15 protein-coding genes and 2 pseudogenes are annotated in these 16591 nt (G+C 38.0%); 9 read left to right on the top strand and 8 right to left on the bottom strand.

Going from position 1 to position 16591, the window contains the following annotated elements; translation table 11 throughout:
- Nucleotides 1–171 precede the first annotated feature (171 nt).
- The 3 genes and pseudogenes from H3Z85_01480 to H3Z85_01470 all read left to right on the top strand — a co-directional run bounded on the left by H3Z85_01480 (nt 172) and on the right by H3Z85_01470 (nt 4167).
- Complete coding sequence (locus H3Z85_01480; GenBank protein QPQ52211.1) at nt 172–1185, top strand: NAD-dependent epimerase/dehydratase family protein; 1014 nt, start codon at nt 172–174, stop codon at nt 1183–1185.
- Nucleotides 1182–2950 (top strand): annotated as a pseudogene (locus H3Z85_01475) (long-chain fatty acid--CoA ligase). Before H3Z85_01480 ends, H3Z85_01475 begins: the two are co-directional and overlap by 4 nt.
- Nucleotides 2951–3111: 161 nt before the next feature.
- Nucleotides 3112–4167 carry a diphosphomevalonate decarboxylase gene (locus H3Z85_01470; protein ID QPQ52210.1) on the top strand — a complete coding sequence of 352 codons (1056 nt, stop codon included), beginning with the start codon at nt 3112–3114 and terminating at the stop codon, nt 4165–4167.
- Nucleotides 4168–4207: 40 nt separating this feature from the next.
- Here the strand turns inward: H3Z85_01470 and H3Z85_01465 are convergent, their stop codons facing one another.
- Entirely contained in the window at nt 4208–5296 is a 1089-nt protein-coding gene (locus tag H3Z85_01465) for an endonuclease/exonuclease/phosphatase family protein (protein QPQ52209.1), read from the bottom strand.
- 115 nt (nt 5297–5411) lie between these two features.
- Between H3Z85_01465 and H3Z85_01460 the strand changes: the two genes are divergently transcribed.
- Entirely contained in the window at nt 5412–5852 is a 441-nt protein-coding gene (locus tag H3Z85_01460; GenBank protein ID QPQ52208.1) for a nuclear transport factor 2 family protein, read from the top strand.
- 28 nt (nt 5853–5880) lie between these two features.
- Nucleotides 5881–6258: a VOC family protein gene (locus H3Z85_01455; GenBank protein QPQ52207.1), complete on the top strand. Its 378-nt coding sequence runs from the start codon at nt 5881–5883 to the stop codon at nt 6256–6258.
- Between the two features lie 3 nt (nt 6259–6261).
- On the opposite strand, the pseudogene H3Z85_01450 reads toward H3Z85_01455, so the two are convergent.
- Nucleotides 6262–6646 (bottom strand): annotated as a pseudogene (locus H3Z85_01450) (DUF1634 domain-containing protein).
- Nucleotides 6646–7476, bottom strand: coding sequence for a sulfite exporter TauE/SafE family protein (locus tag H3Z85_01445; GenBank protein ID QPQ52206.1), 831 nt, complete (start codon nt 7474–7476; stop codon nt 6646–6648). The pseudogene H3Z85_01450 and the gene H3Z85_01445 overlap by 1 nt, the downstream one beginning before the upstream one ends.
- A gap of 97 nt (nt 7477–7573) precedes the next feature.
- Between H3Z85_01445 and H3Z85_01440 the strand changes: the two genes are divergently transcribed.
- Both H3Z85_01440 and H3Z85_01435 read left to right on the top strand, forming a co-directional pair.
- Nucleotides 7574–8125: a DUF1543 domain-containing protein gene (locus H3Z85_01440; protein QPQ52205.1), complete on the top strand. Its 552-nt coding sequence runs from the start codon at nt 7574–7576 to the stop codon at nt 8123–8125.
- 24 nt (nt 8126–8149) lie between these two features.
- Nucleotides 8150–9262 carry a 5-(carboxyamino)imidazole ribonucleotide synthase gene (locus tag H3Z85_01435; GenBank protein QPQ52204.1) on the top strand — a complete coding sequence of 371 codons (1113 nt, stop codon included), beginning with the start codon at nt 8150–8152 and terminating at the stop codon, nt 9260–9262.
- Nucleotides 9263–9327: 65 nt separating this feature from the next.
- Here the strand turns inward: H3Z85_01435 and H3Z85_01430 are convergent, their stop codons facing one another.
- The 3 genes from H3Z85_01430 to H3Z85_01420 all read right to left on the bottom strand — a co-directional run bounded on the left by H3Z85_01430 (nt 9328) and on the right by H3Z85_01420 (nt 12911).
- Nucleotides 9328–9993 (bottom strand): SH3 domain-containing protein, encoded by a 666-nt coding sequence (locus tag H3Z85_01430; protein ID QPQ52203.1) that lies wholly within the window; start codon nt 9991–9993, stop codon nt 9328–9330.
- Nucleotides 9994–10217: 224 nt separating this feature from the next.
- Nucleotides 10218–12341, bottom strand: coding sequence for a cation:proton antiporter (locus tag H3Z85_01425; GenBank protein ID QPQ52202.1), 2124 nt, complete (start codon nt 12339–12341; stop codon nt 10218–10220).
- Nucleotides 12342–12347: 6 nt separating this feature from the next.
- A complete protein-coding gene (locus tag H3Z85_01420; protein QPQ52201.1) occupies nt 12348–12911 on the bottom strand; it encodes a hypothetical protein in 564 nt (187 codons plus the stop codon).
- A 155-nt stretch (nt 12912–13066) separates the two neighbouring features.
- Between H3Z85_01420 and H3Z85_01415 the strand changes: the two genes are divergently transcribed.
- On the top strand, nt 13067–13987 hold the full coding sequence (locus H3Z85_01415) for an alpha/beta hydrolase (GenBank protein ID QPQ52200.1): 921 nt from the start codon (nt 13067–13069) through the stop codon (nt 13985–13987).
- Between the two features lie 33 nt (nt 13988–14020).
- Here the strand turns inward: H3Z85_01415 and H3Z85_01410 are convergent, their stop codons facing one another.
- Complete coding sequence (locus H3Z85_01410) at nt 14021–14929, bottom strand: EamA family transporter (GenBank protein ID QPQ52199.1); 909 nt, start codon at nt 14927–14929, stop codon at nt 14021–14023.
- 332 nt (nt 14930–15261) lie between these two features.
- On the opposite strand from H3Z85_01410, the gene purE reads away from it, so the two are divergent.
- A complete protein-coding gene (gene purE / locus H3Z85_01405; GenBank protein QPQ52198.1) occupies nt 15262–15765 on the top strand; it encodes a 5-(carboxyamino)imidazole ribonucleotide mutase in 504 nt (167 codons plus the stop codon).
- A 131-nt stretch (nt 15766–15896) separates the two neighbouring features.
- On the opposite strand, the gene H3Z85_01400 is transcribed toward purE, so the two are convergent.
- Nucleotides 15897–16289, bottom strand: coding sequence for a hypothetical protein (locus H3Z85_01400; GenBank protein QPQ52197.1), 393 nt, complete (start codon nt 16287–16289; stop codon nt 15897–15899).
- Between the last annotated feature and the right edge of the window lie 302 nt (nt 16290–16591).

The raw sequence follows: 16591 nt of genomic DNA, 5'->3' as shown, positions 1-16591 counted from the left end.
TCATATTTAATAGTTTTCAAAGTGATAATATTGGTTAAATAAAGTTGAATTTTGCATTAAAAATCGCAAATTTGCAAAAGCAGTTTTTCGAAGGAACTTTTGCAGGAACCTGAAGAATTGCCGGATAGAAAATATTGTCATATTTTAGTCAGCAATCAAGTAAAATAATTAATGGTTTTTGTAACGGGTGCAACCGGAATTCTGGGAAGAATAATTGTACTGGAACTTCTTAAAAGAGGTAAAGAGGTACGTGCTTCCAAAAGACCGGGCAGCAATTTAAACGAGGTAAGGCATTCATACCGCTTTTATACAGACAATCCTGATGATTTTTTTAATAAAATCGAATGGGTTGATGTTAATTTTAATGATCCTGATTCTTTACAAGCTGCTTTAAAAGGTATAGAAGAAGTATATCACTGTGCCGCAAAAGTAAGCTTTCATCCTAAAGATGAAAAAGAAATGTACCAGACCAATATCAAAGGTACAGAACGTTTATTGTTTGCCTGCGAAGGATCTGATGTTAAAAAATTTCTGCATGTAAGTTCTGTTGCTGTATTAGATAATTATAATGAAAAAGGAGAGTTGGATGAAGATTCCGATTTTAATCCGAAACTGGAACATTCAGCGTACGCTATTTCTAAACATTTATCCGAAATGGAGGTCTGGAGAGCTTCTGCAGAAGGATTAAACGTTGTCATTATCAATCCGGGAATGATTATAGGAAGCGGAAACTGGAACCAGAGCAGCGGAGAGCTCTTTTCTACTTTTGAAGATAACAGTTTTACCTTTGCAGGAGGTTCTGCCTATGTGGACGTACGCGACGTCGCAAAAACAGCCATTGAGCTGATGGAAAACAATATCTTCGGTGAACGTTTTATTATCGTCGCTGAAAATAACAGATATGCTGAAATAGCAAAACAAATCAGATCAAAGCTAGGGCTTCAAGACGCTAAAATTCTTAGTCAATCCTTACTCAATCTGGGACGTTTCGCCAATATCCTTTTCGGATGGTTGATCCCGAAGCTGAGAATGGTTACAAAATCAAATATTGAGGCTATATCTTCGTTCAATACCATTTCCAATCACAAAGTCAAAGAAAAACTGAATTACCGGTTTATTCCCGTAAAAGAAAGTATAGACTTTCATTTAAACAATTATATTAACGACAAAAAGCTGAAGAAATGAATCTTGCAGAGGCAATTATCCATAAAAATATAAAAAAACATCCTTTAAAAGCTGCTATTGGCTTTAAAAAGAAAGAGGAAGCCTGGAAAGAGCTGAGCTGGAAAAAATTGAGTGAAATTATCTTCAAAACAGCTAATGCATTAAAAGAATCAGGAATTCAGGAAGGGGATAAAGTAGCGATCTATTCTGATAACTCTTCAGAGTGGATGATCGTTGATTTAGCAGCAATGGCTATCGGAGCAGTTACTGTTCCTATTTACTCAACAAATAATGCCGAGCAGGCAGAATACATCATCAATGATTCACGATCTAAAGCCGTTTTGGTGGGAAATCAGTTTCAGTATGATGCTTGTCTTGAATTTTTACATAAACAGGAAAATAATCTTGAAACCATTATTGTTGCTAAAAAAGCAGTGTGGATCAAGAAAGAATTGAGTAGTTTCTACCTTGAAGATTTTATAGCAAACGCTTCCCAGGAGCTTGAAATCTGTAAAAAGAAAACGATGATACCGCAACACTGATCTATACCTCAGGAACAACCGGTACTCCGAAAGGGGTCATGCTTACCCATGGTAATTTTATTAAAGCCTTTGACTCTCACTTTGAATTTTTTAAATTTAAAAACTTTGAAGAAGAACTTTCATTGGCATTCCTGCCATTAAGCCACGTTTTTGAAAGAAGCTGGAGCTTGCTGTGTTTATATGGAGGAGCTAGAGTTTATTTTCTTGAAGACCCGAAAAATGTGGCCAAAGCACTGGAGGAAGTGAAGCCTACAGCAATGTGCGCGGTGCCGAGATTTTTCCAAAAGGTGTATACAGGAGTACTGGAAAAAGCAGAAGAAGGCTCGTCACTCAAGAAAAAAATATTTGACTGGGCATTGAAAACCGGTTGGGAAACCGCCGAATTGAGAAGAAACGAAAAACCTATTCCTTTTGGATTAAAAGTAAAGGAATCCGTTGCAGATATGCTGGTCTTTAGCAAAATCAAAGAAAAAATGGGTGGAAGACTTTGGTTTTTACCTTGCGGAGGCGCATCTTTATCCCCTGAAGTAACCAAATTCTTTGAATCAGTCGGAATTCATGTAACGGTAGGATACGGATTAACGGAGACAACAGCTACTTTAACGCTGTTCCCATTAACGCATTTTGAACACGGCACCAGTGGAAAACCATTACCGGGAGTAGAAATCCGTATCGGTGAAAATGATGAGATCCAGGCCAAAGGAAACGGGATCATGAAAGGATACTATAACAGACCTGAAGAAACTCAAAAAGTTTTTACAGAGGATGGCTGGTTTAAAACCGGTGATGCCGGTAAATTTGACGAACACGGAAACCTTGTGATCACAGACCGTATCAAAGACCTGATGAAAACATCCAACGGAAAATATATTGCTCCCCAACAAATCGAAAACCTTTTGACCAATAATAATTTCATTCAACAAATCATGCTGATCGCAGAAGGAAGACAATTTGTTTCAGCTCTGATTGTCCCGAATTTTGAGTTTCTGCATGACTATATGAAAACGAATGCGATTCCTTTTACCAATTGGGCTGAGGCCGTGAAAAACGAAAAAATCGTTGGTTTTTATAAAGAGAAAATTAAAGAACTACAGGACCATCTTGCCGATTACGAAAAAGTAAAGAAGTTTACTCTAATGCCGGCAGAATTTGATATCAATACAGGAGAAATTACCCCTACCTTGAAGGTTAAAAGAAATGTAGTTATCAAAAAATATGCAGATATCATCGAGAAGATGTATTAATTAAATGATGCTGAATTATGCCGAACTTGTAGCATAATATCCATCAATATGATTCCGGTTTTCACGAATGTTTCTGTTGAAAATGTGAAAATTCCCCTCCTCTGGAGGGGTGTCAAATCGTAGATTTGACGGGGTGGTTTAAATAGTATTTACATGAAATTATGACAACACAATTTATAGGAAAACAGGATTTTACAGTCTCCTCACAAACCGTTTCAGAGAGCTGTCCGTCTAATATTGCTTTGATCAAATATTGGGGCAAGTATGCAGATCAGATGCCTGCCAATCCAAGTATCAGTTTTACCTTAAATCACTGCAAAACCAATACAGCAATGGAGTTTGTAGCAGGAGAACCTTTTTCTGTAAAGACTTTTCTGGTAGGAAATGAAGAGGCGAAGTTTGCTGAAAAAATAGAAAAATATTTCAAAAATATCGAACAATATCTTCCATGGATTTTGAAAGGGAAATATATTATCAGAACTGAAAATACATTTCCCCACAGTTCAGGAATTGCAAGTTCCGCTTCAGGATTTGGTGCCATAGCAAAATGCCTGATGAAACTGGATAATACCTTTACAGGGAAAATAAATGAAGATGAATCTTTGAAAAAAGCTTCATTTTTAGCAAGACTGGGAAGTGGAAGTGCCTGCAGGAGTCTGTATAACGGACTTATCGTGTGGGGAGAAACTGATGAGGTGGAAGGAAGTTCAGACTTATTTGCCGTATCTTATCCTGATACTGAAATTCATGAAGTTTTCAAAAATTTTAATGACTGGGTTTTATTGATCCATGAAGGACAGAAAAGTGTATCTTCTACGGTAGGACACGGCCTGATGAAAACGAACCCTTACGCCGAAAGAAGATTTCAGGAGGCGAGAGAAAATTTCGTTCCGATGAAAGAGATCTTAAAAACAGGTGATATGGATCGTTTTATCAAACTGGTAGAGCATGAAGCACTCACCCTTCATGCCATGATGATGATGAGTGATCCGGCCTTCATCCTGATGAAGACAGGAACTTTGGAAGTGATCAACAAAATATGGGATTTTAGAAGAGAAACCCGTCTTCCCTTATTCTTTACTTTGGATGCGGGTGCCAATGTACATCTTTTGTTCCCTAATGATGGCTCTGAGGAAGAAATCAAAACATTTATCAATGCTGAGCTTCTTCAACATACTCAGAAAAATGGGGTAGTGAAGGATGTGATCCGATTTTGACAAATAAAATATTCGATGGAGCGGACATTAGTCCGCTTTTTTATTCGTCTTCTGTCACAATAGCTTCCCTTTCGCCATTCTCCTGCTTTCCTTCTTCTATAATTTTTTCAGCTTCTGCCTTTTCTTCTGCAGTGGCTGTTTCCACAAGATCTTCCTGTTCATCATTATGATGATCGATGAAAAATTCACAGTACACGGGCAAGTGATCCGAGCCGAAATTTTCAAGGGTCTTTAATTGCTTAATGAAAATATTTTCACTGTGAAACATCAGGTCAATAGGAAATCTTAACATACGATATTTAGCATGGAAAGTAGAGACAAAAGAATGTCCGATTCTCGGATCAATCAAATGACTGGTCTTCCGGAAAAGAATTGATGATCTGGACCATGCTACATTATTAAAGTCTCCAGCCACAACAACCGGTTTATTGATCCCTTTTATTTGCTTGGCAGTACTTAAAAGATCACCATCCCTCTCTTTTGACGTTTCTTCCTCCGTTGGACTGGGCGGTGGCGGGTGAACACCAAAGAAAACAAAAGAAAAACCATCATTTGTTTTCATATGAATCTCAATACTTGGAATGTCATCTGCTACAAAATAATGAGTATGAGCCTCTGTGATTTCAATGCGGGAGTAGAAATGCATTCCATATGTATATTCCAGAGTTACCTTATGATGATACGGATACTTTTTTTCCAGTGGTCTTAATGCTTTTTCCCAGTCACCATTACTTTCCATCGTCATAAAAAAATCGGGACTGTATTTTTCAATCAGTTTTGAAAATCTCCCATATTCTTTATTAAACTGATAAACATTGGCCGAAACGAAATGAATCTTTTCAGATGATTTATATTGCGGGTGGTGCCTTTTTACAGGATAGAGTGGAGTATATCTGATGAGGGTATTGCTGTGATACACCAGTAAAACCATCAAAAAGCCCTGGTAATACCATAAATCTGTATCTGCATGATCAATCAAAAAACCTATCAAGAATGTGAAAAATATAAGGTAGGTGACCTGTATCTTAGCAAATTCAGGAGCTCTGAATATCCAATGCGGGTTTTGGATCTTCGGAAGAATGGTTAAAATTAATAAAAGTACGCCGAGCGTAAGATAAATAATCCACATATCAAAATTCTGTAGCTAAAATAACTATTTTATCACAATTCAACGGAAATGACTTTTAAAAATTTGCTCATTATTTACATTTATTTTTATATTTTTATTCACATATACTACCGCTATGAATAAACTTACCGGCATTTTTCTTTTGATGGTTGCCATGTGTTTCAGTCAACAGAATAAGGGAATAGAAAAACCTATCCGCAACCTCTTTCTTGCCATGAAAAATGCAGATACTGATTTACTCAAGACCGTATTTACAGAAAATGCAGTTCTTCAAACCATAACAAAAGACGGAGTGGTGAAAACTGACAGTATAAAGGATTTTATAACATCTGTTTCAAAATTTTCCCAGGGAGATCTGGAGGAGAAAATCATCGTAGAGGCTGTGCATACAGATGGTAATCTTGCCAGTGTATTCACTCCTTACTCTTTTTATCTGAAAGGTAAATTTTCCCATTGCGGGGCTAATAGTTTTCAGCTCGTTCAACAGAATAATGAATGGAAAATTCAGTATATCATTGATACCAGGAGAAAAGATCATTGCAAGGAAATCGAATAATATATATCAACGATAATAAAAATTAATAATGAAAATTCATCATATCGCCATCATTTGTTCAGATTATGAAGTATCAAAAAAGTTTTACACAGAAGTACTCGAGCTGAATATTATCCGTGAGGTTTATCGTGAAGAAAGGGAATCTTACAAACTTGACCTCGCTATCGGGGATCATTACGTCATTGAATTATTTTCTTTTCCTGATCCGCCTCAAAGGCCATCGCGACCTGAAGCCTGCGGATTAAGGCATCTTGCTTTTTCAGTGGAAAATGTTAGTGAAAAACGAAATGAGTTAATAGACAAGGGTCTGGATTGTGAAGACATCAGGATAGATGAATTCACCGGAAAAGAATTTTTCTTTACCCAAGATCCCGATCAATTGCCGCTGGAATTTTATGAAATGTAAAACTTAGTGAGCATAGCCCGCAAAGAAGCTTACTGCCATAATCGTTAAAACAATAGAAGAAATGACTACATAGACGTAGTCTTTTTCTTTTAAATATCCTATTAAAGCAAATACAATTCTCATTAATGGCGTAAAAATCAAAAGAAGAATACCCAATTGAATGATGGCCGTACCTTCCCCTTTACATAATGAATTCCAGAAATGTCCCCATACCTTTTCTGAAGAGGTTCCTACGTTCAGGCAGCTGTATTTTTTAGGCATTTCAAAACCTTCAATAAATAACTTGATAAAACCTACCAGTGAAGTGGCTACAGATAAAATTACCCCCTAACCTGAGGAGATTTCCTACCGAGCGGTTCAGATCAACGTCTGTGAAATTCTTTTTCATTATCTGAAGCTTTTATTGATTCCGTTATACATCATATAGATGGAAAGAATGGTAATGACAATTGCAAAAAATACTTTAAGTTTTTTCGTCTTGGATACCATTAAGGTCTTTGAGCCGATAAAACTCCCTATCACAACCCCAATAAGTACAGGAGCCACAATTACCGGAATAATTTCACCCCTCTGGAAATAGATCAGTGCACTGGCAACCGCCGTTACCCCGATCATAAAATTACTCGTAGTGGTGGAAACCTTGAAAGGCAGCTTCATCATATTATCCATTGCCAAAACCTTTAACGCTCCCGAACCAATTCCTAAAAGACCAGACATTGCGCCTGCAAACATCATCATTAAAAATCCTGGAACGGTATTTCTTGCAGAATAACTTTTCAGTACACCTTTATCCGGAAAAGTTCCGAACAATTTCAGTTTTTCTTCCAGACTTCCCTTGATTAAAGGTTCCTGATGATCCGGTTTTCCCTTAAGGTTAAGGATAACTGTCAGAAGCAGGATGCTGGCAAAAATGATTCCGATGGTATTGGGATTTAGCATTCCTGAAACCAAAGCACCGATAATCGCTCCCGCAGTAGTGGCAATTTCAAGGAACATACCAATCCGCATATTGGTAAAACCTTCTTTAACAAAAGCTACCGCTGCACCGGAAGATGTTCCGATGACAGAGATCAATGATGCTCCGATAGCATAATGCATTGGGACGCCGAAACCCAGCGTTAATAAGGGAATAATGATAACCCCTCCTCCTAAACCTGTAAGCGAACCCAACAGACCGGCGGAAATTGCGCCCAGGAAGAGTATGATAATTTCTGACATACTACAAATAATACTACAAATATAAAATTATTGTTGTAGTCTGCCAAACATTTGAAAAAGATAAATTTAACGTATTTTTGTATGCATGAAAAATGAAATGAAATTATTTTATGTCATCCTTGGGGCTACCCCAAAAGGGAGAAATATTGAGCAGCATGACGTATTTTTCGGAATTGCCGAGAGTCTTAAAGATCTTGTTCCGGAGATGAAAGACTTCTGGAAAGAAGCGGAAGGCAAAATCCACATTGATTGTCATCAGGAAGTAAGATTCGCAGATGGTTATGCAGTGAAAATTGTAGAAAAAGGAGAAAAAACATCCGAGCAACAACTGTACTTCCTTAATTTAGGAGGCTATAAGCCCGGTTTTTTCGAAGAATTTCATGAGCAGCATCTGATGGTTGGCCAATCTATGGGAGAGATTGTGAAAAGAGCAAAAGCTACTGAATTTTATCAGACCATGGGCTTTGAAGGAGCAGTAAGCCACATCGATGATAAACATGGGGTAGATATAGACGATATTTTTAATGTTAATGATATCCTTCCGGAAAAAATGAAAGAAAAATACTCAATCGTCCTTACCAAATCTGATGCAGAAAATCAGGAGAACCCAATGGGGCTGGGATATTTAAAAATTGATAAAGTTCAATAAGAAAGAATCTAATAAAAATAAAAAATGAAAATAGGAATTCTGGGAGGCGGACAGCTGGGAAGAATGTTGATACAAAGCGCACTGAAGTATGATGATGAGTTTTATACTCTGGATCCGGCTTCTGATGCCCCATGTCATAATATCTCGTATTTTACACAGGGAAATTTCAATGACTATGATACCGTTCTGAATTTTGGAAAAGACAAAGACGTTGTAACAATTGAAATAGAACATGTAAATGCAGATGCGTTGGCTGAATTGGAAAAACAAGGGATAAAAGTAGTTCCCAACGCCAGTATTATCAAAACTATCCAGCAAAAAATCCTTCAAAAGGAATTTTATAAAGCCCACGATATACCAAGTCCGGAATTTCAGGTAGTATGGAACAGTGAAGAGAAAATTATCATGCCATTACCGTTTGTTCAGAAAATGAATACCGGAGGATATGACGGAAAAGGGGTGCAGGTGATCAGAACTGAGGAGGATTATCAGCATATCTGGACAGAAGCTTCTGTAATAGAGAGTCTTGTAGATATTGATAAGGAGCTTTCTGTGATTGTTGCCAGAAACGAAAAAGGAGAAACCAATATTTTCCCGGTAACGGAAATGGTTGCAGATCCTAAATTAAATCTTCTTGATTTCAATGTATGTCCTGTATTGTTGACAGAAAATGTTCAGCAGCAAATTGATGTGATTACAGAGAAGTTTTTAAATGCTGTCAACTCTCCGGGACTTTTTGCCATCGAGTTATTTCTTGATAAAGAAGGAAAAGTTTGGGTAAATGAAACAGCACCAAGACTTCACAATTCAGGACACCAGAGCCAGGAAGGGAATACCAATTCACAGTTTGAACAGATGTACCGCGTTGTTAAGAATCTTCCTCTGGCAGATACTGACGCAATCACGTACAGCGGAATGCTGAATCTGGTAGGCGCAGAAGGCTATGCCGGAAAAGTAATCTATGAAGGAATGGAAGACGTTCTTCAGTTACCGGAGACCTATATCCATTTGTACGGAAAAACAGAAACCAAACCGGGAAGAAAAATGGGGCATATCAATGTTCTTGCTGATTCCAGGGAAGAGCTGATGGAAAAGCTTGTCATGGTGAAGGGAATGGTAAGAGTGATTTCTGAATAGTTGAAATAACAAGATATAAAAATAGCTGTAGAGATAATCTGCAGCTATTTTTATTTATATATTTTTTAAAATGGAATCTCCAGCGTCCTTCCTTTATATTGGCCTTTTTCAATAGTAAAAAGAGCTACATAGGCACCGGCACCGTCAGAGTTGAGCATTGAGATATACAAAATATCATTGGTACGGTCATAATAGCATTTTGTGGATGTATTATTGACTTCAAAAAGATTTTCGATCTCCTTGGCCGGAATTTCAATCTCTTTATCTCCGATCTGTGCGGTGATGGAAAGATAATGAGTTTTTGGAATTGTTCCGTCTAATCCCCAAACCTGCTGTTCTTTATAGAAATCTCCATACAGTGTTGAGGTGAAATCCTTTTCATTTTCTTTAAAATTAAATTTTCCGGAAGTAATATTTACTTTAATATTTCCTGATCTAAAAATCGCTTTGCCTGCATCACGCATAGTAGATGGAACAGCCGGGTAGGATTCTATATATTTCAGTCTTGAATTATGAATATAGCCATTGCTCACATTAGCCCAATTTTTATTGTTGGGATCAAATACATACACAATCTCATCGGAATTGATCTTTCCCACAATTGTACTGTTTGCATCTGCGGTTTCTCTTACGTTGACATAGCCATCCTGATCTACAACTTTGGCAAACTGGGCAAATGATAATTGTGCATTTAAAGCAGCTGTGACAAGGAATGCCTTCTTTGTTTTCAATGAATTGTAATTTTGAACAAAAAATAGTTTTTTATTATAATGAAAAGGTTGGAAGCGGGAAGCTGGTAATTACTTTTTGCTTTTTTTAATGCTGATAGAGAAAATCTTATTGATTGCATTGATAATTTAAGCTTTCCTTGCTTACTTAGGCTAATGACTACATGGATTTGTAAAAAAACAGCTCTCTTCTTTGCTTAATCAACGTAACTTTCGGCTTCCCTCCTTTATTTAAAGATCTTCTGAATCACATTTCCGATCTCGACAAAATCTCCGTGATTGCCTACAGAACGTATTTCAGGACTGTTTTTATCATATTCGGAGAATGGGAATATCAAAAGATAATTATTGTCATTCAGGTACCTGTTCAGGAGCTCCGGGATAAGCCTCATTCTCGGAATATATGATTTCATTCCCCTTTTGGCCATGAAGATAATCAATGCTTCATCATCTTTCAGTTGAGCGGCCGTTCTTTCACCGTCCTGCCATGTATTCATAATGATGAATTCCGCTTCAATATTGGCTTTTTTGATGATTTTCTGAAGGATGTCCAGAATATTTTCAGGAGCATAGAATACCATCGTAGCGCCGGAATTTCTGGCAATATTCCAGACTCTTAGAAGCGCATGGAAGAATCCTGCCTCTTTATGGGCATTTTCAGGAAGCATCACGGCATACTTTTTAATCGTAGAAAGAGGTTGTGCAGCATGATAAACCAGTACATTGGCATCATCATTCTGAAGATAGCCGTTGTATAAATTATACACAAAAGAAGGTGAGAAGCCTTTTTCATCTTCTAATCCGATAATAAGATCCGTAATTTTCTGTTCTTTGATCACGTTGTTGACCCCATTGATCACATCGTTATCATACCTTTTGAGAGCCTGAAGTTTGACATCTGCAGCCGCAGCAGCATCAGAAGCCTGATGAAGAAGTTTTTCCGCATTTTTTACAGAGGATTCATTCTTATCTTCGTTAATGACATTCAGTGCAAACAGATCTTCTGTATTGGAGTGTGCTTTGATCAGAATTCCCAGGTTAACCATTCTTTCCACGGTCTCCTCATGGTTTATGGCCAACAGGATATTTTCCTCTTCATGGGTATTTCCCGATACAGTATCTTCATTATCTGCTTCCGCGATTTTTTGAGCACTGGACATGGAGATAAATGACGAGATCGTACATGAAATCAGAATCAACAGGATGCTTCCGTTCAGGACATGCTCATTCAATAACCTTACTGGTTCACCGGTTTCCGTTTCAGAAAGAATGATGTTGTATCCTACCATTACCGAAGCCAGTGTTGCCGCAGCGGAAGCGGAACTTAATCCGAAGATCAGTTTTCCTTCCTCTTTGGTAAGTTTGAATGTTTTTTGGGTAGCCACTGCTGAAAGGTATTTACCACCAATAGATGCCACAAGCATGATGGCCGCAACCTCTAGCGTTTCCCAGCTTTGAATAAAGACTTTAAAATCAATCAGCATTCCCACGCTGATCAGGAAAAACGGAATAAAGATGGCGTTTCCTACAAACTCAACCCTGTTCATCAACGATGAGGTGTGCGGAATAAGCCTGTTTAAGGCTAATCCTGCAAAGAAAGCTCCGATAATGGCTTCCACTCCTGCTAGCTCTGCAAGCATGGCGGCCAGGTAAATCATTACCAATACAAAGATATATTGTGAGATTTTATCATCTACTTTTTTGAAAAACCAACGCCCGATAATAGGGAAGACGATCAGTACAATCAGGGCAAAAAGAACAAAAGAAACGGATAGTTTTACCCAGAATTCTGTTCCCACATCTCCCTGCGACATTCCTACAATAACGGCTAATACCAATAAGGCAAGAATATCTGTGATCATCGTACCACCCACGGTAATATTGACAGCCTTATTTTTGGCAATTCCCAATTTACTGACTAACGGATAGGCAATTAAAGTGTGGGAGGAGAAGAGACTCGCAAATAATATGGATGTCAGCATAGAAAAATGCAGCAGGTAATATCCTCCGAGATATCCCAAAACAAAAGGAACCGTAAAGGTATAGATACCAAAGGTAAGACTTTTCCATTTGTTCTTTTTAAAATCTCCCATATCGATTTCGAGCCCTGCCAGAAACATGATATAAAGTAATCCCGTAGTTCCGGTGACGACAATACTGCTGTCTCGCGACAATACATTGAAACCGTTGGGACCAATAACGGCTCCGGCTATGATGAGCCCCAGCAGATGAGGGACTTTAATTTTATTCAGTAATAATGGAGCTGCGAGAATGATGACCAGTACCAACAGGAACTTTAATACCGGATCTTCAATGGGAAAACTCAGATTGTGTATGCTCAGTAAAATCATATGTGCTTATTTTGTGGAACGTACTAATTCAACAGAAAACTTAGCCGTACAGCCATCGGAAGTAACGGTTCTTGTTCCTTTGATTTTGTTGTCTGAAATGTCATTCAGTAAGACATTCATTTCTACATTCTTCTTAGCTGTAGAATCGGTTTTGAAAGAAAGTTTAATTTCATTATTCTCAAACTTACCGGTGTACAGCCTGATCAGATTGTTGTTATTAATAATTTTGGTAACAGGTTGCGTGGGATCGTTATCGAATTCCCAGATATCGGTACGTTGATCACCTATGGCGTAGTCACTGCAGTTGGATTCTGTACAGATTACTTTACCGTTCCATGGACCTGAAATTTCTGCTGGCCATGTAGCAATAACTACAGAATCTTTTTTTGCAAAAATGCTGTCTCTCATTTTGACGAGGGACTGATATTCAGATTCTTTCTTTGCAAAGATTTTTTCTTTTTCCAATAATTGTTTTTCTCTGTCTGTCAGGTTCTTTTCTTTTTCTTTGTAATCACAGCTTACCAAAAGAAAAGAGGCAGCGAGAAGAATAAAAAATGTGTTTTTTTGCATATTATAGAGTTGAGTATACAATATATGAAAAATGAAGAGAATATAAAAATCAGGCAGGGAGCTATCCGTTTTTATCTATCTTTAATGGGCTGAAACGCAGTTTTATACACCAGGTAAGGTTTTTGGAGTAATATTGAGGATAAAAATTAAATTGAATGAAAAATGTTCTGTTGTCTCTTTTGTTATTTGGCCAATTTTTTTCAGGACTGAATGACTTTTCAGTTAAAGCACAATTGCCTTCTATTGCTCTTTGGAAGGTTATTCCCGACGGGCCGGGACCTCAGGGTGAAAACAAAATTTCTTCAAAAGGTTCTTTCACTAATATCAGTACTCCTAGATTATTAGTTCATCAACCTGCAAATCCTAACGGAATTGCTGTTTTGGTGATAAGCGGAGGAGGATATGCACACATCGAATCGGGTTCTGAAGGGAATCCTGCCGGAGAGTGGCTGCAATCACAGGGAATTACTGCTTTTGAACTGATTTACAGGCTTCCTGTGGAGGGATGGGCTACAAAAACAGTTCCGTTTCAGGATGCCCAGCGGGCCTTGCGGATCATCAGAAGTCATGCAGGGAAATATAATATTGATCCTGATAAAATTGGTGTTCTGGGCTTTTCGGCAGGTGGCCATCTTGCCGGCTATATTTCTTCTACTTTTGATAAGGTGTATTATCCGCCACAAGATGCCATCGATCAGCTGTCTGCCCGGCCTGACTTTACAGCAATGATTTATCCTGTGGTATCAATGTTGCCTCCCTATAACATTACGCATTCTTTTAAATCTTTACTGGGGAAATCATCAGATGCCAAAGAGCAGACTGCCTATTCAGTTGAAAAGCAGGTGACCGCACAAACTCCAATCACTTTTCTTGCCCAGTCTGAAGACGATCCTATTTCCCCGGTAGAAAACAGTATCCTGATGTACGGGGCCCTGAAAAATAATAAAATTCCTGCAGAGCTGCATGTATTTCAATCGGGCGGACATGGTTGGGGATTGGGTAAAAAAAATACCAATACCGGAGAATGGCCGGATTTGTTTTTAAAATGGTTGAAGATCAATGTAATTTACAAATGATGATAGCATATTATTATTTATCAATCACATTTTTTAAGTGGTCAGCTTTTCCCTTTTAAACATTTCGGGTTTATAGTTAATAATAAAAACCCCTAATATAATGAGTACGGCAGCAATAATAAATTTAAATGATATATGTTCTCCAAGGATTAACCAGCTTAGGAATATTGAAATGACAGTATTGATGTAAGCAAGTATAGAAACCTGTACTGGGGAAATTTTGGTAAGTGCATAGTGAAATGCAAAAAATGCAGCAACTGATCCAAATATGGATAAATAAAGCATCGCTGAAATACTTTTTAAAGTCCAGTTTCCGAAATTATAATTTTCTGAAAATAAAAAAGCAAATATCAACTGAACAATTCCGGCAAACAAAAACTGATAAAATAAATTCAGGGAGATATTTCCATTGTGAAGATTCAGTTTTTTTGTAAAAATAGTTCCTGATGCCCAGCCTGCAATAGCTATAAACAAGAAGATAATTCCCATTGCATAATCGGGGTTTTTGAGATCATTAATGCCATCCCAGAATATAAAGATAATTCCGCTAAAACACATCATCACGCCAACAAAAGCGCGCCAGCTGAACTTTTGAAGTCCCAATGCTAAGCTTCCGAGAAATACAAGAATAGGTGAGCAGGCACTTATAAGGGAAGTCAGGCTGCTCGTCACTTCCTCTTCTGCCACGGTTGTCATCCCGTTAGCAATTACCAGCATCAGCAGAGAGAAGATAATCTGGTATTTTAGATTTTTCCAGCCTATCCACTTAAATTCTCCTCTGTACATCAGGATCATAAACATGATTAAAGAAGCGAGAAATTGACGGATGCCAGCGACAAACCATGCGGGAATCGTCTCTACTGCAACCCGGATTGACAAAAAGGTGGTTCCCCAAACAATAGCAACGGTAAAAATGGCCAGAGTAAGTTTGTAATCTTTCAATTTAAAATGATGTAAAAGCAAATATAGTCACTTGAGTTAATACCGGATGGGTACAGATGCTTTAAATTATAAGAACACAGATGGAATTTTTCGCCAATAAAATAGCAACAAAGTCGCTGATGAATCTTTATGAAGGCGAATATGCCTAGAAATAATCAAAGAAGTTGATTCCAACATGTGCTTTCCTAAAATAATCGGCAGGAATAGTGAAAAATCTGTGTTATATGTACATAATATAGGTGTAAATATTCCAACCTCCGCTGCTTTTTAGACTGATCCGGAATCATCTTAACATTTAATTTTTTATCTTTGAACATCTAATAAAATTGAAGATGGTAGGAATTATTATGGGCAGTCAGAGCGATCTGCCGATTATGGAACAGGCAGCAAATTTTCTGAAAAGTCTGGATATCCCGTACGAATTAACTGTAGTTTCGGCACACCGAACACCTGAAAGAATGTTCGATTATGCAAAGACTGCTAAAGAAAGGGGGCTTAAAGTTATTGTTGCAGGAGCAGGAGGAGCAGCACATCTTCCGGGAATGGTGGCCAGCTGTACGACACTTCCGGTCATAGGCGTTCCGATTTTATCAAGTAATTCTATCGACGGCTGGGACTCTGTATTATCAATTCTCCAGATGCCAGGAGGCATTCCGGTGGCAACAGTTGCCCTGAACGGAGCATTGAATGCAGGTATTTTAGCCGCGAAAATTTTGGGAAGTGCCGATGAAAAGGTAGCTGAAAATCTTCAGAAATACCAGGACTCTTTGAAAGATAAAGTACTGGGAACCGTTGATGATATTAAAGCTCAGCACCCCAACCATTTTGACCTATAGTTTATTGTAAACTTAAAAATATAAGCCTCACGGTTAGAGTGAGGCTTTCTTTATTTTTTGTGAATTTAAAAGGGTTCTGGTCTCTTTTAAAATGAAGTTCATAAAAAGTTTCCAGCACCGCAGAGCTACGTTTATTCCTGTACCATATTATCCCTGGTGTTTTTCTGAACGGCAATTGCACCGAAAAGGGCCAGTAAAAAAGCAAAGGCATAGAAACCTTTTTCACTTGGAAGCAGGGTAGCATTCCAGAGGCCAATAGCCAGTAACACAATAGAAGACAGTGTGGCAAACCAACAAATGCCATAGTAAATATCAGTAACCTGAATGTTTTCTAATTTGTCACGGACGGCTTTCTGTAAAGAAACAACGGCAAATAACCCGTATAATAAAATGGTAAAATAATACCCTTTTTCGTTGAGCAACATTTCTGCTCTTGCAAGACCTACGATATACCCAATCATTCCTGCTCCCAATGCGACCCACGATGCTGCGACAAACGCATTCGATACTCTTTGTTTTTTCATGTGTTAATGTTTTATTTAGGGGGTAAATATATCCAATTTTTAGAAATATCAAATGGTTTGAATTCCAAATACGGGTAAAATACGGGATTCAGAAAAAGAATGATGATGAGTGGGTCTTTATAATCAGAGACTTATATTTGTCACGGGTTGTCTATTAACTAGCCCTGATAGTAGCGGTTACCCCGCAATAAGCATGTGAGAGCCCGGGCTTGCCTACCGGAGTGGCCGGCATGAGGAGTAGGAGCAGATAGAAGGAATAGCTTCTTAATGTAAAAAGATAATCCGGAATACATCATTAACAA

Source organism: Chryseobacterium indologenes (assembly GCA_016025055.1).
Lineage (GTDB): Bacteria > Bacteroidota > Bacteroidia > Flavobacteriales > Weeksellaceae > Chryseobacterium > Chryseobacterium indologenes.
Note: the sequence above shows the minus strand (reverse complement) of the source record. Positions and strands in the feature narration are given on the sequence as shown.